This window comes from Pantoea sp. S62, assembly GCF_016658625.1.
Taxonomy (GTDB): Bacteria; Pseudomonadota; Gammaproteobacteria; order Enterobacterales; family Enterobacteriaceae; genus Pantoea; species Pantoea vagans.
Genome location: NZ_JACVVI010000023.1, coordinates 48,028 through 66,052, shown reverse-complemented (window position 1 = coordinate 66,052; position 18,025 = coordinate 48,028). Strand labels below are relative to the sequence as shown.

At 55.6% G+C, this 18,025-nt stretch carries 22 protein-coding genes and 1 pseudogene; 15 read left to right on the top strand and 8 right to left on the bottom strand.

Annotation, left to right across the window (positions count from 1 at the left end; genetic code table 11):
* The 8 genes and pseudogenes from IBT54_RS23065 to IBT54_RS23030 form a co-directional block, all read left to right on the top strand.
* A pseudogene (locus tag IBT54_RS23065) lies at positions 1 to 279 on the top strand (electron transport complex subunit RsxC); the annotation flags it as partial.
* A complete protein-coding gene (gene rsxD, locus IBT54_RS23060) occupies positions 280 to 1,338 on the top strand; it encodes an electron transport complex subunit RsxD (RefSeq protein WP_201253156.1) in 1,059 nt (352 codons plus the stop codon).
* Positions 1,339 to 1,341: 3 nt separating this feature from the next.
* Complete coding sequence (gene rsxG / locus IBT54_RS23055; RefSeq protein ID WP_201253155.1) at positions 1,342 to 1,974, top strand: electron transport complex subunit RsxG; 633 nt, start codon at positions 1,342 to 1,344, stop codon at positions 1,972 to 1,974.
* On the top strand, positions 1,967 to 2,671 hold the full coding sequence (locus tag IBT54_RS23050; RefSeq protein WP_033782996.1) for an electron transport complex subunit E: 705 nt from the start codon (positions 1,967 to 1,969) through the stop codon (positions 2,669 to 2,671). Before rsxG ends, IBT54_RS23050 begins: the two co-directional genes overlap by 8 nt.
* The gene (nth, locus tag IBT54_RS23045) at positions 2,668 to 3,300 is read left to right on the top strand and encodes an endonuclease III (protein WP_003849001.1); all 633 of its coding nucleotides are present in this window, start codon (positions 2,668 to 2,670) and stop codon (positions 3,298 to 3,300) included. Before IBT54_RS23050 ends, nth begins: the two co-directional genes overlap by 4 nt.
* A gap of 207 nt (positions 3,301 to 3,507) precedes the next feature.
* Positions 3,508 to 4,227, top strand: a complete 720-nt coding sequence (locus tag IBT54_RS23040) for an HPP family protein (protein WP_095707253.1) — start codon at positions 3,508 to 3,510, stop codon at positions 4,225 to 4,227.
* Between the two features lie 240 nt (positions 4,228 to 4,467).
* Positions 4,468 to 5,811: an MFS transporter gene (locus tag IBT54_RS23035; protein WP_107319634.1), complete on the top strand. Its 1,344-nt coding sequence runs from the start codon at positions 4,468 to 4,470 to the stop codon at positions 5,809 to 5,811.
* A complete protein-coding gene (locus tag IBT54_RS23030; protein WP_201253154.1) occupies positions 5,789 to 7,132 on the top strand; it encodes an enolase C-terminal domain-like protein in 1,344 nt (447 codons plus the stop codon). The genes IBT54_RS23035 and IBT54_RS23030 overlap by 23 nt, the downstream gene beginning before the upstream one ends.
* Positions 7,133 to 7,172: 40 nt before the next feature.
* Here IBT54_RS23030 and IBT54_RS23025 read toward each other — a convergent pair whose 3' ends face one another.
* Positions 7,173 to 7,868, bottom strand: coding sequence for a CTP synthase (locus tag IBT54_RS23025; protein ID WP_201253153.1), 696 nt, complete (start codon positions 7,866 to 7,868; stop codon positions 7,173 to 7,175).
* A gap of 680 nt (positions 7,869 to 8,548) precedes the next feature.
* Between IBT54_RS23025 and dtpA the strand changes: the two genes are divergently transcribed.
* Positions 8,549 to 10,030, top strand: a complete 1,482-nt coding sequence (gene dtpA / locus IBT54_RS23020; protein ID WP_033782990.1) for a dipeptide/tripeptide permease DtpA — start codon at positions 8,549 to 8,551, stop codon at positions 10,028 to 10,030.
* Positions 10,031 to 10,191: 161 nt separating this feature from the next.
* A complete protein-coding gene (gene gstA, locus IBT54_RS23015) occupies positions 10,192 to 10,797 on the top strand; it encodes a glutathione transferase GstA (protein WP_195857028.1) in 606 nt (201 codons plus the stop codon).
* A gap of 32 nt (positions 10,798 to 10,829) precedes the next feature.
* Here the strand turns inward: gstA and pdxY are convergent, their stop codons facing one another.
* The 4 genes from pdxY to IBT54_RS22995 all read right to left on the bottom strand — a co-directional run bounded on the left by pdxY (position 10,830) and on the right by IBT54_RS22995 (position 14,158).
* On the bottom strand, positions 10,830 to 11,690 hold the full coding sequence (gene pdxY / locus IBT54_RS23010; protein WP_061062385.1) for a pyridoxal kinase PdxY: 861 nt from the start codon (positions 11,688 to 11,690) through the stop codon (positions 10,830 to 10,832).
* A 56-nt stretch (positions 11,691 to 11,746) separates the two neighbouring features.
* Positions 11,747 to 13,021, bottom strand: coding sequence for a tyrosine--tRNA ligase (gene tyrS, locus IBT54_RS23005; RefSeq protein ID WP_033732557.1), 1,275 nt, complete (start codon positions 13,019 to 13,021; stop codon positions 11,747 to 11,749).
* Positions 13,022 to 13,161: 140 nt separating this feature from the next.
* A complete protein-coding gene (gene pdxH / locus IBT54_RS23000) occupies positions 13,162 to 13,818 on the bottom strand; it encodes a pyridoxamine 5'-phosphate oxidase (RefSeq protein WP_013357759.1) in 657 nt (218 codons plus the stop codon).
* Between the two features lie 25 nt (positions 13,819 to 13,843).
* The gene (locus IBT54_RS22995; protein ID WP_013357758.1) at positions 13,844 to 14,158 is read right to left on the bottom strand and encodes an MliC family protein; all 315 of its coding nucleotides are present in this window, start codon (positions 14,156 to 14,158) and stop codon (positions 13,844 to 13,846) included.
* 189 nt (positions 14,159 to 14,347) lie between these two features.
* Here IBT54_RS22995 and IBT54_RS22990 point away from each other — a divergent pair, with 189 nt between their 5' ends.
* The 5 genes from IBT54_RS22990 (at position 14,348) to ycgZ (ending at position 16,561) form a co-directional block, all read left to right on the top strand.
* Positions 14,348 to 14,551, top strand: a complete 204-nt coding sequence (locus IBT54_RS22990; protein WP_013357757.1) for a hypothetical protein — start codon at positions 14,348 to 14,350, stop codon at positions 14,549 to 14,551.
* 370 nt (positions 14,552 to 14,921) lie between these two features.
* Positions 14,922 to 15,155, top strand: a complete 234-nt coding sequence (locus IBT54_RS22985; protein WP_010245442.1) for a YgdI/YgdR family lipoprotein — start codon at positions 14,922 to 14,924, stop codon at positions 15,153 to 15,155.
* A gap of 15 nt (positions 15,156 to 15,170) precedes the next feature.
* Complete coding sequence (locus IBT54_RS22980; protein ID WP_010245445.1) at positions 15,171 to 15,401, top strand: YgdI/YgdR family lipoprotein; 231 nt, start codon at positions 15,171 to 15,173, stop codon at positions 15,399 to 15,401.
* Positions 15,402 to 15,820: 419 nt separating this feature from the next.
* On the top strand, positions 15,821 to 16,093 hold the full coding sequence (locus IBT54_RS22975) for a hypothetical protein (protein ID WP_201253152.1): 273 nt from the start codon (positions 15,821 to 15,823) through the stop codon (positions 16,091 to 16,093).
* Positions 16,094 to 16,321: 228 nt separating this feature from the next.
* Positions 16,322 to 16,561 carry a regulatory protein YcgZ gene (gene ycgZ, locus IBT54_RS22970; protein ID WP_013357752.1) on the top strand — a complete coding sequence of 80 codons (240 nt, stop codon included), beginning with the start codon at positions 16,322 to 16,324 and terminating at the stop codon, positions 16,559 to 16,561.
* Between the two features lie 30 nt (positions 16,562 to 16,591).
* On the opposite strand, the gene IBT54_RS22965 is transcribed toward ycgZ, so the two are convergent.
* The 3 genes from IBT54_RS22965 to IBT54_RS22955 form a co-directional block, all read right to left on the bottom strand.
* On the bottom strand, positions 16,592 to 16,732 hold the full coding sequence (locus IBT54_RS22965) for a hypothetical protein (RefSeq protein ID WP_230299962.1): 141 nt from the start codon (positions 16,730 to 16,732) through the stop codon (positions 16,592 to 16,594).
* A 148-nt stretch (positions 16,733 to 16,880) separates the two neighbouring features.
* Entirely contained in the window at positions 16,881 to 17,495 is a 615-nt protein-coding gene (locus tag IBT54_RS22960; protein ID WP_201253151.1) for a TetR/AcrR family transcriptional regulator, read from the bottom strand.
* 197 nt (positions 17,496 to 17,692) lie between these two features.
* A complete protein-coding gene (locus IBT54_RS22955; protein ID WP_201253150.1) occupies positions 17,693 to 17,968 on the bottom strand; it encodes a hypothetical protein in 276 nt (91 codons plus the stop codon).
* Positions 17,969 to 18,025 lie beyond the last annotated feature (57 nt).

Genomic DNA, 18,025 nt, shown 5'->3' with positions numbered 1-18,025 from the left:
GTTCAGGCCGCTATCGCCCGTGCCAAAGCGAAGAAAGCGGCACAGGCTGAAAGTGACGCCGATGCCGCTTCCCGTGACGCCGCAGCGCTCGCCACCGCCGCGCATTTTGCGGTAGAGAAAGCGGAACAGGCGCAGGAGCAGGCAAATAACGCCAATGCTGAACCCGAACAGGCACCTGAACTGAATCAACCCGATGATGCGCGCAAGGCCGCTATTGCTGCCGCCATCGCCCGTGCCAAAGCGCGTAAAGCGCAGTCGTCTACGACGCTTGAGGATTAAATGGCTTTTCGTATCGCAAGTTCTCCTTATACCCATAACCGCCGCAGTACCGGCAACATCATGCTGCTGGTGGTGCTGGCGGCGGTGCCAGGTTTTGCTACACAGTGTTATTTCTTTGGCTACGGCACCGTTTTACAGGTCTTACTGGCGACCCTTACCGCCTGGCTGACCGAGGCGGCGATCCTGCGTCTGCGTAAAGCACCGGTTGCCAGCACGCTGGCGGATAATTCGGCATTGCTGACCGCCCTCCTGATCGGTATCAGCCTGCCGCCGCTGGCCCCCTGGTGGCTGGTGGTGATTGGTACCCTGTTTGCGGTGGTCATTGCTAAACAGCTCTATGGCGGACTCGGCCAGAACCCGTTTAACCCGGCGATGGTTGGCTATGTAGTGCTGCTGATCTCCTTCCCGGTGCAGATGACCAGCTGGCTGCCGCCTGACACGTTACAGGCGATTAAACCCGGCCTGATGGACAGTCTGAGCATGGTGTTCCGGGGCCACACGCTGGCGGGTGACACCATGCAGCAGTTGCAGATGGGTGTGGATGGCATCAGCCAGGCAACGCCGCTGGATACCTTTAAAACCGGCTTACGCGCTGGTCACAGTGCCGAACATCTGCTGGCGCAGCCGATTTACAGCGGCGTGCTGGCCGGGCTCGGCTGGCAGTGGGTGAACGTCGGTTATCTGGCGGGCGGCCTGTTCCTGCTGTGGAAGAGTGCGATTCGCTGGCATATCCCTGCCGCCATGCTGCTGTCACTGGCGTTCTGCGCCACGCTGGGCTGGTTCTTCTCACCGGAATCGCTCAACAGCCCGCTGATTCATCTTTTCTCCGGTGCCACCATGCTGGGCGCGTTCTTTATCGCTACCGATCCGGTAACCGCGTCGACCACCAATCGTGGTCGTCTGGTCTACGGCGCGCTGATCGGCCTGCTGGTCTGGCTGATCCGCAGCTTTGGCGGCTATCCTGACGGCGTGGCGTTTGCTGTGCTGCTTGCCAACATCTGCGTGCCGCTCATTGATTACTACACCCAGCCGCGCGTTTACGGCCATCAGAAGGATTAAGCGATGCTGGAGACGATTCGCAAAAATGGCGTCACGCTGGCGATTTTCGCCGCGATTACCACGGCCGCTACCGCTGTGGTGAATACGGTCACCAAACCGACGGTAGAGCATCAGACCCAGTTACAGCAGAAAAATCTGCTGGATCAGGTGGTACCTGTCGAGCTGTATGACAACAACATCCAGCAGGATTGTTACGTTGTCACGGATGCAGCGCTGGGTAATAGTGCGCCGCATCATCTCTTCCTGGCGCGTAAAGGTGGCAAGCCGGTCGCGGCGGCACTGGAGACAACGGCGCCTGACGGCTATTCTGGTGCGATACAGATGCTGGTCGGTGCCGATTTCCAGGGTAAAGTACTGGGCGTGCGCGTAATCGAACACCATGAAACGCCTGGCCTGGGCGATAAGATCGAACTGCGCATCTCTGACTGGATCAACAGCTTTAATGGCAAAGTGGTGCAGGGTCCGTCTGATAAAGCCTTTGCGGTTAAAAAAGATGGCGGCGACTTCGATCAGTTTACCGGCGCCACCATTACCCCACGCGCGGTGGTCAATGCGACGAAACGCACTGCGCTGTTGATGAAAACGCTTCCGGGGAGACTCTCTTCGTTACCGGCATGTGGAGACACAAATGAGTGAAGCTAAAAGTCTGCTGGTTGGTGGATTGTGGAAGAACAACTCGGCACTGGTGCAGCTGCTGGGTCTCTGCCCGCTGCTGGCGGTCACCGCGACCGCCACTAACGCGCTGGGTTTAGGCCTTGCCACCACGCTGGTGCTGACCCTGACCAACAGTTTTATTTCCGCCTCGCGCCGCTGGGTGCCGTCGGAAATCCGTATCCCGATTTATGTGATGATCATCGCCTCGGTAGTGAGCTGCGTGCAGATGCTGATCAACGCCTATGCCTACGGTCTCTATCAGTCGCTGGGGATTTTTATCCCGCTGATCGTGACCAACTGCATCGTGGTGGGCCGTGCTGAAGCCGTCGCCTCTAAAAGCAGCATTCCGCTCTCGGCGCTGGATGGCTTTGCCATCGGCATGGGCGCAACCTGTGCCATGGTGGTGCTGGGTTCGCTGCGCGAAATTATCGGCAGCGGCACGCTGTTTAACGGTGCCGATCAGCTGCTTGGTCCGTGGGCGAAATCGCTGCGTATCGAAGTGGTTCATTTCGACTCGCCGATGCTGCTGGCCATGCTGCCGCCTGGCGCGTTTATCGGCCTGGGCATGATGCTGGCGTGCAAATACCTGATCGATCAGAAAATGAAACAGCGTGCAGCGCTGCGTGCTCAGGCGGCTGAAACCGCTGCGCCTCAGAACGCCGTCGGGAAGCCGGTGTGAATCAGACCAAACGCACCGAAATCCTTCACCGGCTGCAGCAGAACAATCCGCATCCGACCACCGAGCTGAATTTCAGCTCGCCGTTTGAGCTGCTGATTGCGGTATTGCTCTCGGCGCAGGCGACCGATGTCAGCGTGAACAAGGCCACCGCAAAGCTCTATCCGGTGGCCAACACGCCCGCTGCGATGCTGGCACTGGGCGTGGATGGCGTAAAGGAATACATCAAAACCATCGGCCTGTTTAACAGCAAAGCGGAAAATGTGATTAAGACCTGCCGCATTCTGCTTGAGCAGCACAACGGTGAAGTGCCGGAAGATCGTGCGGCGCTGGAAGCCCTGCCCGGTGTAGGTCGTAAAACCGCTAATGTGGTGCTCAATACCGCTTTTGGCTGGCCGACGATTGCCGTTGATACGCATATTTTTCGCGTCAGTAACCGCACGAAATTTGCGCCGGGTAAGAATGTGGAAGAGGTGGAACAGAAGCTGCTGAAGGTGGTTCCGGCTGCCTACAAGGTCGATTGTCACCACTGGCTGATTCTGCATGGCCGCTACACCTGCGTGGCGCGTAAACCGCGCTGCGGCTCCTGCCTGATTGAAGACCTCTGCGAGTATCCCGACAAAGTTGAGTGATCCCACTGATGACTGACCCGCTGCGGCGGGTTTTTTATTGTCTGCCTGTGCCCGCTGCGTGACATCTTCTGCGCGATCCCCCTTTTCACCACGCTTTCTGACGCGCCGGAATACCGGCACAGTTTGTCGGGTTGTTACATTGATGTTGATGATGGAAAATCGCCGCCCCTGACGATAAGAAAATGTTATGACACGGTGAGTAACGTAATGAAGAAAAGCCCTTCTGCTGGAAGGCATCCTCTGCGCCTGTTTCTGGCGCGCCTCTGGCCGCATCCGCTGGCAGTAAGTAACAAGCATGTGGTGATCGCCGGACTGGGTGCGGGCATTGGCCTGGTGCTGACCAGCCTGCTGAGCCACTGGATGCTGGGCGAACTGAACCTGTGGTTTGTCGCCCCGGTTGGCGCATCAGCTGTCCTGCTCTTTGGTTTGCCTGCCAGTCCGCTGGCGCAGCCGTGGGCAATCGTTGGCGGCAACAGCCTGTCAGCGCTGGCAGGCGTTACCGTCAGCCAGCTGATACCCGATCCGGCCATCGCCTGCGGTGTCGCGGCCTGCGTGGCGATCCTGCTGATGTTCCAGCTGCGCTGTCTGCATCCGCCCGGCGGCGCGGTGGCGCTGACCGCTATTCTGGGCGGGCCATCGGTACAGCAGCTGGGTTATCAGTTTGTCCTGACGCCAGTCTTGCTCAACTCACTGACGCTGGCGCTACTGGCTCTGCTGTTTAACAATCTGGCCGGTCGCCGCTATCCGCATCCGCTGGCCCCTGAAGAAGTCAAACCCCAGCCGGTCGCCATGCCGGTCCCGCTGACGCGCGCCGATCTGCATCAGGCTTTACAGGGCGGCGAACTGCTGGATATTGACGAAGATGATTTGCAGGCACTGCTGCTGCGTGCGGAAGAGATTGCCCAGCGCCGTCAGTTTAGCGGCTGAAGCCTGCCTGCTGCTGACGCGTCCCGTTCTGCCGGCACGCTCCGTATGGCCGAATGACACACACAAAGTTGATCGCTGCCACAGTTTTGCTCAGCCGCTTCGCCTCGCCTTTCCGGTAACGTCCTGATAACACAATCCCCCAGGCCGGACGCCCATCCGGTCCTGGGCGGATGCCTATAGAGCCCGCCTTTTCAGCGCCCTACACTTTGCTCTTCTTTACGTTTCTCATGAGGAAGAACGATGGATAGCGCCTTGTCCCCGCAGCACGATGAGCTGATCGCCTCCGCCATCAAAAAATTCTTCACCCATATCATCCCGATGCTGGTGATGATGCTGATTATTAATCAGATCGACCGCGCCAACATTGGCTTTATTAAAGCCGAACTGCGTACCGATGCCGGGATCAGCGCCGCCGCCTTTGGTCTGGGTGCGGGCCTCTTTTTCATTGGTTATGCGCTGTTTGAAGTGCCGAGCAATCTGATGATGAAGCGCTTTGGTGCACGCGTCTGGCTGACACGCATCATGATTACCTGGGGATTGGTGGTGGTCCTGACCGGATTCGTCACATCACCCATTCAGTTTTACCTGCTGCGTTTCTTACTCGGCGTCGCCGAAGCGGGCTTCTTTCCCGGCGTGCTGTTCTATTTCCGTCAGTGGGTGCCGAATGCCTGGCGCGGCCGGGCTACCGCGATGGTCCTGAGCGCCACGGCTGGCGCCTTTCTTTTCTCCGGGCCGATCACGGGTGCTATCCTGATGATGCACAACTTTCTGGGGATAGCAGGCTGGAAATGGGTGATGTTCCTTGAAGGCGGCGCCTCGGTGCTGGTCGGGATCCTCGCCGCCTGGGTGCTGGTATCGCGTCCTGCTGATGCGCGCTGGCTGAGTGATGCAGAGAAACAGGCACTGGTGAAGCAGCTGAACAGTGAAGAGGCACAGCGTGACGCGCTTAATCGCGAGCCGGGCAGAATGTCACTGTTACGCAATCGCAGCCTGCTGTTCTTCTGCGCAATTTTCTTCACCATGACCATGACGGGTTATACGCTGGTGTTCTGGCTGCCGCAGATTATTCAGCGCATACAGGGGTTCAGCAGTTTTGGCATCGGGATTCTCACCGCTGTGCCATGGCTGTGCGCCATTATCGCCATCAACCTGCTGAGCCGCTTTTCAGACCGCCACCGTGACAGACTCGATAAAGCGCTGGGCGTTGCCATGCTGGTCGCCGCCTGTGGCACTTTTATGGCTACGCTGGGTTCCCCGTGGTTTGGTTTCCTTGCGATGATCGTGGCCTGTATCGGCTCAAAAGTCAGCGCCACCTTTTTCTGGCCGATGCCGCAGGGAGAACTGCCCGCCTCGATTGTCGCACCGGGCATTGCGCTGGTGAATTCTGTTGGCAATCTTGGCGGCTTCTTCGCACCGACGGTGTTTGGCTATCTGGAGATGAAGACCGGTTCCACTACCGGCGGCCTCTATGCGCTGACCAGCGTTTCGCTGCTGACCGGGCTGTGGCTGCTGCTGCGCCGCAGGCCATCCCCGCCTTCCCTTGATCCTATGGAGAATCACCATGTCAGACAGTCCAGTCATTAAAACAATGCGGGTGGTGCCGGTCGCCGGTTATGACAGCATGCTGCTGAACATTGGTGGCGCGCATAACTGCTACTTTACCCGCATCCTGGTGATCCTGACCGATTCCGCAGGCCGTACCGGCGTGGGCGAAAGTCCCTGTCACGCTTCGACGCTGGCGCTGCTGGCACGTTTTCGATCGCAGATTGAGGGCAGCGAACTGCTGCGGCTGAATGCGACGATCGCCACACTGTTTGCCAGTGACGCACGCCATCAGCAGACCGCGCATACCGATGACATCCACATTCCGCAGATGAACCCGGAGAAGTTCTACAACGCCACAGCGGCGATTGAAGCGGCGCTGCTTGATTTGATGGGCCAGCATCTGAATCTGCCGGTTGCCGAATTACTTGCCAGCGGCAGGCAGCGCGATCGGGTGCCGGTGCTCGGCTATCTGTTCTATATCGCCGACCGCAACCTGACCAGCATGAACTATCAGGCAGGCCAGTCTGGCGGTGATGCCTGGCTGCAACTGCGCCATGAAAAAGCGATGGATGCGCAAGGCGTCGTACGGCTGGCTGAAGCCGCAGCGGAACGCTATGGCTTCCGCGACTTCAAACTCAAGGGCGGCGTACATCACGGCGAAGTGGAGGTAGAGACGGTCAACGCCCTGCTGCAACGCTTTCCGCAGGCTCGCGTCACGGTCGACCCCAACGCCAGCTGGTCGCTGGACGAAGCGATTTATTATGGTAAACAGCTGGCGGGCCGCATTCCTTATCTTGAAGATCCCTGTGGCGCGGAACAGGGCTACTCCGGCCGGGAAACGCTGGCCGAGTTTAAACGCGCCACCGGTATTCCGGTCGCCACCAATATGATCGCCAATGACTGGCGACAGTTGCAGCATGCGTTACAGCTCAATGCTATCGACATTCCGCTGGCCGATCCGCACTTCTGGACGATGCGTAATGCACACATCGTGGCGCAGCTCTGTCAGGAATGGGGGCTGACTACCGGCTGCCATTCAAACAACCACTTTGATGTGTCTCTGGCGATGGTGGCGCATCTGGGGGCGGCTGCACCCGGCGATCGTCTGACGGCCTTTGATACGCACTGGATCTGGCAGGATGGACAACAGCTGACGCAGCATCCGCCGCAGATTCGGGATGGGCATCTGGAACTGCCAGAGGGGCCAGGGCTGGGCGTCACCCTGAATATGGAACGGGTCGAAGCGGCACACGCACTCTACAATTCGCTGCCGGATAAAAATCGTAACGATGCGCTGGGCATGCAGTTTTTGATTGATAACTGGTCGTTTAACGCCAAACGCCCGGCGCTGCTGCGCTGAAGAACAGCAACCTGTGACAGTGTCACAGGCTGCTCACTTTTTAGCGTTGTGCCCGTGCCGCCTGCATCCAGGCAATCACCAGCGGAGAATCTTTCTCCTGCAGCGCAGCGCGTTCTGACTGGAACAGGGTGGCAACAAAGAAAGGATGATCCGGCAGCTCCACACCGCGTACGTCCCCCGCGTCATCCCGGGCAGTAATACGTAGGGTGTTATCGCCCAGCGCCGCACTGAATTCCGGGTTGACGCCAAAGTTACAGTGATAGCCTTCATCGCTGTCCAGCGTGCCGTAGGCCGCAGCAATACGTGAACCGGGTTCGAACCTGACCGCGCCGCGCTGCTCCACCAGCGAGCAGCTCAGCGGAGCTATGACCATGCGCCCGCCGGTGTCGGTTTCGGCATGACTCGCATCGTGCCAGCCCAGTACATTGCGCGCATACTCGATGACCGCATACTGGAATCCCCCGCACGATCCCAGGAAAGGCTTTCCGCTTTCCCGCGCCCAGCGAATGGTGTCAAAAACGGCCTCATCATTATGGTAGGGACTGCCAGGCACGACCCAGACCGCGTCACTGCGCCTGAGGTCGGATTCAGCGATTTTTTCGCTGGCAATCCATTCAGCTTCAACCGTAATGTTCAGCCAGCGGGCAGCACGTTCAATAGCAAGTGGAATGGCCTGATGGGCAACCGCATCGGCGCGGTAGTCACCAGCCAGAGATAAACGCAGGGGGGATGGCATAAACAGATCCTTCTCGGGGAAATTGAGAGGTTACAGGAATGTTAATTTCCTGTCGAGCATCCTGAACGCCGCGCCATAATGCTACCACTCAGTACAAAGACCCTCACCCCTTCACCAGCGCCTGCGCCCCATTTCTTCAGCGGAACCTTTTTTCCGGTTTATGCTGCCGACAGGCTTTTCAGCCTTCCTGCGCAGCAACGCAATCGGTTTCTTGTTTTGCTTTCTGAATTAAATCGCGGGTTTGTGCTCTCGATCAGCAATTGTATGCTTTGCCGCCAAAGGAGACGTGTTAACGTTTACTTTTTCGTCATATTGCCTGAATAATGGCCTGAAACCTCCTGTAAATGCTGCTGATAAAATCTGCAGCAAACGTTTCATCTGAATTACTCTCCATTAGCAGTTAATGTTAAATCCATCCAGCGTCTCGCTTACATTCAGTTGATTTATACTGATATGCTCTTTGTCATCAAAATTAAAATCTGATCAACAGTTTGTTATAAGGTTTTTAACCCTGGATTATCAGCTCAGGCCGGTTGTCAGAAAATTCTTGCCCTGCCGCCCGTAATCAGCCAAATTAGTCGCCGCTTTTCCCTTCTAATAACAATCTCGCGCATGAAAAACTCACATGACGCGGACTTAATTGCTGTCCCGAAACAGGGTATGAAAAAACTGAGGTACATGTGTCAACTGCAAACAAACACACTGATGAGGCTGTCAGTCTCAATGCGTTTAAACAGCCGAAGGCGTTCTACTTAATCTTCTCGATTGAGTTATGGGAACGTTTTGGCTTCTATGGCCTGCAGGCCATTATGGCGGTTTACCTGGTGAAGCAACTGGGATTGTCTGAATCAGACTCCATCACCCTGTTCTCTTCATTCAGCGCGCTGGTTTATGGACTCGTCGCCATTGGCGGCTGGCTCGGCGATAAAGTGCTGGGCACCAAACGTGTGATTGTGCTGGGCGTGCTGGTACTGGCACTGGGTTATGCGCTGGTAGCATTCTCCGGTCATAACGTCAGCATCGTCTATATCGGTATGGCGACCATCGCCGTGGGCAGCGGGCTGTTCAAAGCGAACCCCTCTTCGCTGCTCTCCACCTGCTACGACAAAGATGATCCACGTATTGATGGTGCCTTCACCATGTTCTATATGTCGATCAACATCGGTTCACTGTTTTCGATGATGCTCACCCCGTGGTTAGCGGCGAAATATGGTTACAGCGTTGCCTTCTCGCTGTGCGTTATCGGGCTGATCATCACCCTGTTTAACTTCCTGTTCTGCAAACGCATGGTCAAGGATTACGGTTCTAAGCCCGACTTTGCACCGCTGCAGGTCGGAAAACTGCTGATGACGCTGGTTGGCGTCGTAGTACTGATCGCGCTGGCGAACTGGATGCTGCATCATCAGGTCATTGCACGCCTGGTGCTGGCTGTGATTGCGCTGGGTATCGTACTGGTGTTTGCCAAAGAAGCCTTTGCGCTGCAGGGCGCAGCGCGTCGTAAAATGATTGTGGCCTTCCTGCTGATGGTCGAAGCGATTCTGTTCTTCGTGCTCTATATGCAGATGCCAACGTCACTCAACTTCTTTGCTATCCGCAACGTTGAGCACACGATTCTCGGCATTACCTTTGCGCCCGAGCAGTTCCAGGCGCTGAACCCGTTCTGGATCATGCTGGCCAGTCCGCTGCTGGCGGCGCTCTACAACAAGCTGGGTGATAAGCTGCCGATGCCGCACAAGTTTGCCTTTGGTATGGTGCTCTGCTCCGCTGCGTTCCTGGTGCTGCCGGTGGGCGCGAAGTTTGCCAGCGATGCCGGTATCGTTTCTGTTAACTGGCTGATCCTGAGCTATGCGCTGCAGAGTATCGGTGAACTGATGATCTCCGGCCTCGGTCTGGCGATGGTCGCACAGTTGGTGCCTCAGCGTCTGATGGGCTTTATCATGGGCTCCTGGTTCCTGACCACCGCAGGCGCGGCGGTCATTGCCGGTAAAGTGGCCAACCTGATGGCGGTGCCTGAAAACGTGACCGACCCGCTGATTTCGCTGGCGACCTACAGCCGCGTATTCCAGCAGATTGGTATCGTGACCGCTGTCATCGCTCTGCTGATGCTGATTACGGCGCCGTTGCTGAACCGTATGACGCAGGATCCTGACGCGAAAAAATAACGTGCAGGCGTCATCGCTGCCGTGACACGAATCAGCCGGGCTCTGCCCGGCTTTTTTTATTGCTGCCCCTTTCCCTCATCGATCCCTGATCCTTATCACTGGCAATTCCACCCTGAGCCTTTACTATGCTGTGATCCCATTGCAACAAGGAGTACATGGTCATGAAACTGTTTTGCAAAGCAGGAGCCTGCTCTCTTTCTCCCCACATTGTTATGCGCGAATGCGGACTGGACTTCACGCAGGTGAGTGTTGATCTGGCCACAAAACTCACTGAACGGGGCGATGATTTTCGCCAGATTAACCCTAAAGGCCAGGTGCCCGCGCTGCAGCTCAGCGACGGCTCCGTGCTGACGGAAGGTGTTGCCATTGTGCAGTACCTGGCGGATCTCAAGCCCGATCGCCATCTGCTGGCACCGGTCGGCAGCCTGACGCGTTATCACACCGTGGAGTGGCTCAGCTACATCGGCAGCGAACTGCACAAAAGCTTTGGGCCGCTGTTTCGTCCCGGTTACTCCGATGAGGTGAAAGCACAGACGCGCAGCCAGCTGGAAGCGAAATTCCGCTATGTCGATGCGTCACTGCGCGACAGACAGTGGCTGATGGGGCTGCATTTCAGCGTGGCGGATGCCTATCTGTTTGTGGTAACGCGCTGGGCAAAAGCGCTGGGACTGGATCTGTCCGGCTTTACGGCGCTGGAGGCGTGGTTTGATCGCGTTGCCGAACGTCCTGCGGTGCAGGCGGCGCTGAAAGCGGAAGGCTTAGCCTGAGTGAACAGGGCCGGTTGACCGGCCCTTTTGCTTTACAGCTTTTCTGCCGCGAAATGCTGCGTCGGACTGGCGATGGCATCCTGGGCCGCCACCAGCTGCAGCTCATACTCGCCCATCTGGTGGGTTTTCAGCATCACCTCATAGACCGCCGCAGTGACGTGTTCCAGCGCATCCTGCAATGATTTGCCGTGAAGCAGATTCACCAGCAGCAGACCGCTGGTGAGATCGCCCACGCCGACTGGCTGACGCACACCAAAATCGACCAGCGGACGGCTGATGTGCCAGGCGTCTTCCGCCGTTACCAGCAGCATCTCAAAGCGATCGCTGCGACGACCGGCGCGCGCCAGGTGCTTCACCAGTACCACGCGTGGTCCCTGGGCAATCAGCGCCCGCGCCGCGTCGACTGCCGCGTCGACGTCGGTAACGGTGCGTTCGCTCAGCATCTCCAGCTCAAGCAGATTCGGGGCGATAATGTCGCTGGCCGGCATCGCCATTTTGCAGTGAAACTCCGCCACGCCGGGTGCCACAATGCAGCCTTTCTCGGGGTGACCCATCACCGGATCGCAGAAGTACCAGGCATTCGGATTAGCTGCTTTGACCTGCCGAACAATCTGCAGAATCTGCTCGCCCTGCTCTGCCGAACCCAGATAGCCGCTCAGCACCGCGTCACAGGTCTTCAGGCGGTCAATATCCGCAATACCTTTAACGATGTCGGTTAAATGCGTTGCAGGCATCACCGTGCCGGTCCAGTGGCCATATTGCGTATGGTTGGAAAACTGCACGGTATTTAGCGGCCAGACGTTTGCCCCCAAGCGGCGCATCGGAAACTCAGCCGCCGCGTTACCGGCGTGACCAAAAACAACGTGCGACTGAATCGCTAAAATATTTTTCACTTGTTTGCCCTGTCCTGCCTTGCCATAAAAAAGGGCCGGAAACCGGCCCTGAAATCTTACTGCCAGTTAATCAGGCAGTAATGTTTCTTGCCGCGACGCAGCAGCGTAAAGCGGTTAAACAGTTTGTCGCTGTCGCTGAAGCGGTATTCCGCATCAGACTGCTTTTCACCATTCAGAGAAACGGCATTGGAGCCGATCATGGTGCGTGCCTGACCGCGAGACGGTACCAGCTCTGCTTTCACCAGCGCCTGCTGCAGATCGTCGTCAGCGCCCAGCACGATAGTGGGCATCCCATCCTGCGCCAGCTGTTCAAAATCGGCTTCGGTCATGTCGCTTACGGAGCCTGAGAAGAGGCTGGCCGTAATACGTTTTGCCGCCGACAGACCCGCTTCGCCATGCACCAGACGCGTTACCTGCTCAGCCAGTACATACTGCGCACGTGGCGCGGTGCCGCTGTTTTTGTCCTCTTCTTCCAGCGCGTTGATCTCCTCAATGCTCAGGAAAGTGAAGAACTTCAGGAAGCGATAGACGTCAGCATCCGCGGTATTGATCCAGAACTGATAGAACTTATACGGACTGGTTTTCTTCGCATCCAGCCAGACTGCGCCGCCTTCAGTTTTACCGAATTTGGTACCGTCAGACTTAGTGATCAGCGGAACGGTCAGGCCAAAGACCTGGTTCTGATGCAGACGACGGGTCAGGTCGATACCAGAGGTGATGTTACCCCACTGATCGGAACCGCCAATCTGCAGCGATACGCCGTGACGCTCGTTCAGGCAGGCAAAGTCATAGCCCTGCAGCAGATTGTAGGAGAACTCGGTAAAGGAGATACCCTGATCGTCACGGTTCAGGCGCTGCTTCACCGCTTCTTTATTGATCATCTGGTTAACGGAGAAGTGTTTGCCGATATCCCGCAGGAAGGTCAGCACGTTCATGCTGCCAAACCAGTCATAGTTATTGGCGGCGATGGCGCTGTTGCTGCCGCAATCGAAGTCCAGGAATGGCGCCACCTGCTGGCGGATCTTCTCAACCCATTCGTTGACGGTGTCGCTGGTATTAAGTTTACGCTCTGCGGCTTTAAAGCTCGGGTCGCCAATCAGGCCGGTTGCACCCCCGACCAGCGCCACCGGCTGATGGCCGGCATCCTGAAAACGCTTCAGGCAGAGCAGCGGTACCAGATGGCCCAAATGCAAGCTGTCAGCAGTGGGGTCAAAGCCGCAATAGAGCGAAATTGGCCCCTGCGCCAGTTTCTCTGTTAACGCGTCTTCATCCGTCACCTGGGCGATAAGGCCCCTCTCCTGCAATTGTTGTATCAGGTTACTGCTGGTCATTACTGACTCCAAATTGATCAGACTGCACCTATGCTGGTACACAGCTTTCCGCTGAGTTGCGGAATCGAAAAAAATGAGGGCTATAGCATAAAGCGCTGACGCCTTCTGTGCCAGCGCTGATAGGGGGAAATCATGCAGATTCAGGGTGCCAGACGGTCGATTTTCCAGCCGTCGTGATCGCGCTGATAGATGAAACGATCGTGCAGACGATGTTCGCCTCCCTGCCAGAACTCCACGGTGTGAAATTTCACCCGGTAGCCACCCCAGAAGCTGGGCAGCGGCACGTCGCCCTGCTGGAACTTCTGCTTAAGCTCAAGGAACTTTCCTTCCAGAATGCCACGGGCCGAAATCCGGCTCGACTGCTTCGACACCCAGGCCCCAATCTGGCTGTCGCGCGGACGGCTGTGGAAATACTTCAGCACCTCCAGCGGCGACAGTTTCTCCACTTCACCCAGTACCATCACCTGACGCTCCAGGTAGTGCCACGGGAAGTGCAGGCAAATGCGCGGATTGTGCGCCAGCTGCAGCGCCTTGCGGCTGCCAAGGTTGGTGTAAAACACCATGCCCTGCGCATCGAAGTGTTTCAGCAGCACGATGCGCTGCCACGGCTGGCCCTGCTCATCCACGGTGGCCACGGTCATTGCCGTGGGATCGGGCAGTTTTGCTTCACACGCCTGGCTCAGCCACTGTTCAAACAGGGCTATCGGATCATCCGGCAGATCCTTACGACGCAATCCGCCGCGGGTATATTCGCGCCGCAGATGGGCAATGGTGTGTAGCGTTTCGCTGTCGCTCATAATGCTCGCCTATTCAGATAAAGAGTCAGCTGGCAGGTTGCAGCTCACAATCGTTCACGACGATTTTATCATTACGTTCGATAAATGCGCCGTTTCCTTTGGACCAGAACACATAGGTGTTGTCGCTGTAGCGCGCGCCGGAAGCGGATACCGTCTGCTTCAGCGTCAGGGGCTGGCCATCCATAATAAAGCTCACCTGCTCTTTCGCCTCATCCAGCGTCACGGTCAGGGGCAGGGTTCCGCAGCGATAGTGCAGGGTCTGCGGCGACGGTGGCTGTTTATGCATCAGGCTACAGCCCGAGAGCAGCAGCACCGCGGCAACGGTTAATCCTTTCAACATAAGCGGGTCTCCTTCACGAGTGAAGCTGGCATTATAAGAAGGATTTGGCGCGAAGTAAGTGGGAATCCACGCCAATCTGGTGGATGCTGTCAGGCAGCCTGAATTATTGCGCGTTTTCAGGCGGTTGTCTGAATGCACAGGCCGCGTTCTCAGGCTACGCTCTATAGATCTTAAGCGAGGAAAACAAACATGAAATTTGATAACGAAGACGCATTTAAGCTGGCCGTGGCGTTTATGAACCACAAAGAGAATGCCACCGTTGCCAGCAGCTACTTTAAAACCTTTATCGACACCTACCAGAAATTTGACCGCTGGCTGAGCGCATCCGATCCGGTCAGCGCTATGAAAGCGGAAAAAGCGGCAGCCAAAGCTGGCGAAGACTCCCTTCTTTGATCCCTTTCCTCACTGGCCCGATAGTCATCAGGATATCGGGCCTGCGGACATGATCAGCTGTTAACGCTGGTGCAGACGATTACCCCTGGGACGACTCTGACTTTAACAAAGAATATCGGCTTCGGCTGCCGTGCTTATTTCCTGCATTGGCGTCACGTTTATTACGGCCCGGTAATGCCGCTGCTAAAACGGCATAAACAGCCGTGCACATTTGCAATAAATGCTATTCCCTGCCGTCATTCCCCAGAATAATCGCTACACCCCCCTTTTTTTGTCTAAAAAACCGGCAGCAAAGCGTGACAGGACCAGCAAACTCTATAAAGCCGTCTATGCTGTAAACGTCTGGTTATACTTCATGGAGTTGAAAAAAATGAAAATGAAATCCCTGTCAGCCATTGCTTTGCTGGCTCTTTCTTTAGGTACGCTGGCAGGCTGCGCCTCGAATCAGTCGATTAAGACCACTGATGGCCGCACCATTGTCACTGATGGTAAACCGCAGATCGATTCAGATACTGGCCTGGTTTCTTATCGCGATGCTCAGACAGGAAAAACTGAGCAGATCAATCGCAATGAGATCAGTAATATGAGTGAACTCGACAACTAATATAAGGTGAATAAGATGAAAAAAGCGCTGATTTTACCTCTCGCCGCATTGATTGGTATGACCGTATTAACCGGCTGCACCCGTACCAGTTATGCGATTCAGACTAACGATGGACGCACCATTATTAGTGATGGCAAGCCTTCTGAGTCAGATGCTGGCCTGCTGGCCTACACTGACGCCAATGGCGTGAAGCAACAGATTAATAAAGCGGACGTTAAAGCGGTCTCTGAAGTACCGAAGAAATAAACCGGGCACGCTCGTCTAGTTAATAAAGCCGCCTACGGGCGGCTTTATTTTTGCCTGCGCTTAGTACGGCATGTGGCACGACCGAATTTCTCTGCCACCTGCCGATTCCAATCAGAAATATCCGTCATGCTTTGGCAATAATATGGCAGGCAGCATAGCAATAACCGTGACTCACCTGCCTGTTGCTTATCTGAATTTCAGGCAACACTATCCTTTTTTACCAGCTTAATAGCTCAGACTGTTTTACCCGTAAAACAGACGTTTGCTTTTATTGTTTTTTATTAGAGACTTATCGCTTGGCTTAAAGGTTCATTTTATTTTTAAACATTTAAACCGCGTTTATCGGCGGTTTCCGACCTTTTAGTCCGGATTGCCTTTAACTAGACTATTCATATCGTTATTCAATCAGGAGGTCGCTGATGGTTTACCATGATAAAACAATCGGTCATAGGATTCTTGGTGAAGCCGCAATCAATCTGGCGTTTGAAGAGCAGGAGATTACGCTGGTATCACTGATTCGCCAGCTGGGTGCAATGGCTGAAAACGAACGCAGCGATGAGCGCGTCGCACAGATTGCTGATGCACGCAACTGGCTCAAAGGCTTTATCGAGGCCTCAACGCGTGACCGCGCCGAATTAAACTGGCTGGTCGAGACTGGACAGGCGCCGGTTTTCCTCAAAGATTATCGTTAATGCGCTGAATGATGGCGCTGTCGGTTCAGGGTGCCAGGCCTCGCCTGGTGCCCTTCCGCCTTTCCCTGCACCACGCCAGTTTTTGCCTTTTTCCTGTTTATCACTGAACGCTATGCAGATAGCACAAAAACCCCCTCTTCTGCGCTGAAATAGCTATACAGGCTCGCTTTTTTTGTATAACTTTGCCACGAACCGATCGTTTTTCCATCACCTGACAGGAAATCACCCATGTACCCGAACCAGAGACTGCCGCGGACGGCAGACGATATTGCCCGTTATTTTAATGCGGCAAGCCTGCCCTCACAGCAGGAAACGCTGGGCCAGGTGGTGGTGGAAATTCTGCATGCGGGCGGGAACGTAAACCGTAAAGCGATCTGCACCAAACTTCTTCGACGGCTGGAAACAGCGTCTACGCTGGAAGATGAGCGCCACTACCGTGCTCTCATCAGCCTGCTGTTTGGCCGTTAAGCAGCGGACGCTCTCTGCCAGCGACTTCTGTTAATGCGTCAGCGGTTCCCCGCTTTCCGTCACCTGCTGTTGCAGCGGATGTTTCGCTGCGCGGGTTTCAAATCCCCCCTCGGCAGCAAAAACAGAGCAGCCAATAGCGGCTACGAGTGTCAGTAAGATTGAGGTTTTCACGAAGCAGGCCTTAATTATTACGCTACAGAATAAAACGTAAAAGCCTGGCACATAAACAGCGCCGGGAAAAGCGCACTGCAGACTTTCTCTGTCCGACAAAATGCGGGCGGAGAAATGCCGGCTTATTGATTGACCCGCCCCGTAACGATTACCCCAGTACTTTTAATGCCAGCGCCAGCGTCTGCTGTTCGTTGCTCACATCGCTGACCTTGCCTGCCACCCGCATACCGTATGCAATGCAGAGGATTAAACCGGCTGCCGCTTCACTGTCCAGCGTGTTATCGATTGAACCATCCCGTTGCCCCAGCTCCAGCAGCGAGACCAGGAAGCGCTGATTACGCTGAATCACCTCATCAATACGCTGCGCCAGCGCCTTATCCATCGTCTGCAGCGCAATGGCGCTGGCGACGACCAGACAGCCGCGCCGCCCTTCGATAGCACGCGCCGAGTCGAGATAGAACTGCAACAGCTCGGTTATTTTTTCCCGTCCGCTGGTACAGGGTGCCAGACGACGGCGCAGCTCGGTATTTCTGAGCAACAGATAACGTTCAAACACCAGCAGAAAGAGCGAGCGCTTATCTTTAAAGGCCTTATAGATGCTGCCTGCGGAGAGGTTCATCGCCTCACCCAGATCGCTTATTGATGTGGCGTGATACCCTTTTTGGCGGAAAACGATCATGGCGTGATCCAGAGCCTGTTCAATATCGAACTCTCTGGGACGTCCCCGCTCTTTGTTTTTATGCGCTGTCGATGTCGTGATCATTGTTACCGGTCTGGGAGGTACGTTCCTGTCAGAATCAGCCCGGATTCTATCCCAGGCACGGGTAACAAGTATAGATAGCGGCGATCGGCCAGCGGCCTGACACTGACGGATGTCCGTTTCTGTCGCCCGATGATCGAGGGAAATAACCGGTTGTGCCCTGCAACCCGATAAAGGTTACAGGGCAGACCGGTCACGACTCATTCAGATAATAACGCAGTCTCTTTGCGGCGATCTGCCCGTTGCTGCCTGCGTTGCTGGGCGTTTATTTTGATAAGCCATAACATAAACTGCTTAATAAGCAGGCTGGCGTGGCTCTCATTGTCAGCAAAGCATAAAAAGAGTCGGGTTTTGATATTGCTGTTGTCGTCGACCGCATAAATCTCATAGTCGTCGTAATGGCGGGATTGAATGATTGCTGTGAAATGTATTGCGGGCCAGAGCATTACTCTGGCTTCAAATTCTCTGAAATCCATTATATTTACCTGGTTATTTTTTTAAAATGCCCGATGAAAAACTGCACATCGGGCCAG

Bases quoted from the DNA above. Each gene is read 5' to 3' on its own strand.
- rsxD (WP_201253156.1), top strand. From the start codon at position 280: ATGGCTTTTCGTATCGCAAGTTCTCCTTATACCCATAACCGCCGCAGT.
- rsxG (WP_201253155.1), top strand. From the start codon at position 1,342: ATGCTGGAGACGATTCGCAAAAATGGCGTCACGCTGGCGATTTTCGCC.
- IBT54_RS23050 (WP_033782996.1), top strand. From the start codon at position 1,967: ATGAGTGAAGCTAAAAGTCTGCTGGTTGGTGGATTGTGGAAGAACAAC.
- IBT54_RS23040 (WP_095707253.1), top strand. From the start codon at position 3,508: ATGAAGAAAAGCCCTTCTGCTGGAAGGCATCCTCTGCGCCTGTTTCTG.
- IBT54_RS23035 (WP_107319634.1), top strand. From the start codon at position 4,468: ATGGATAGCGCCTTGTCCCCGCAGCACGATGAGCTGATCGCCTCCGCC.
- IBT54_RS23030 (WP_201253154.1), top strand. From the start codon at position 5,789: ATGTCAGACAGTCCAGTCATTAAAACAATGCGGGTGGTGCCGGTCGCC.
- IBT54_RS23025 (WP_201253153.1), bottom strand. From the start codon at position 7,868: ATGCCATCCCCCCTGCGTTTATCTCTGGCTGGTGACTACCGCGCCGAT.
- gstA (WP_195857028.1), top strand. From the start codon at position 10,192: ATGAAACTGTTTTGCAAAGCAGGAGCCTGCTCTCTTTCTCCCCACATT.
- tyrS (WP_033732557.1), bottom strand. From the start codon at position 13,021: ATGACCAGCAGTAACCTGATACAACAATTGCAGGAGAGGGGCCTTATC.
- pdxH (WP_013357759.1), bottom strand. From the start codon at position 13,818: ATGAGCGACAGCGAAACGCTACACACCATTGCCCATCTGCGGCGCGAA.
- IBT54_RS22995 (WP_013357758.1), bottom strand. From the start codon at position 14,158: ATGTTGAAAGGATTAACCGTTGCCGCGGTGCTGCTGCTCTCGGGCTGT.
- IBT54_RS22990 (WP_013357757.1), top strand. From the start codon at position 14,348: ATGAAATTTGATAACGAAGACGCATTTAAGCTGGCCGTGGCGTTTATG.
- IBT54_RS22985 (WP_010245442.1), top strand. From the start codon at position 14,922: ATGAAAATGAAATCCCTGTCAGCCATTGCTTTGCTGGCTCTTTCTTTA.
- IBT54_RS22980 (WP_010245445.1), top strand. From the start codon at position 15,171: ATGAAAAAAGCGCTGATTTTACCTCTCGCCGCATTGATTGGTATGACC.
- IBT54_RS22975 (WP_201253152.1), top strand. From the start codon at position 15,821: ATGGTTTACCATGATAAAACAATCGGTCATAGGATTCTTGGTGAAGCC.
- ycgZ (WP_013357752.1), top strand. From the start codon at position 16,322: ATGTACCCGAACCAGAGACTGCCGCGGACGGCAGACGATATTGCCCGT.
- IBT54_RS22960 (WP_201253151.1), bottom strand. From the start codon at position 17,495: ATGATCACGACATCGACAGCGCATAAAAACAAAGAGCGGGGACGTCCC.
- IBT54_RS22955 (WP_201253150.1), bottom strand. From the start codon at position 17,968: ATGGATTTCAGAGAATTTGAAGCCAGAGTAATGCTCTGGCCCGCAATA.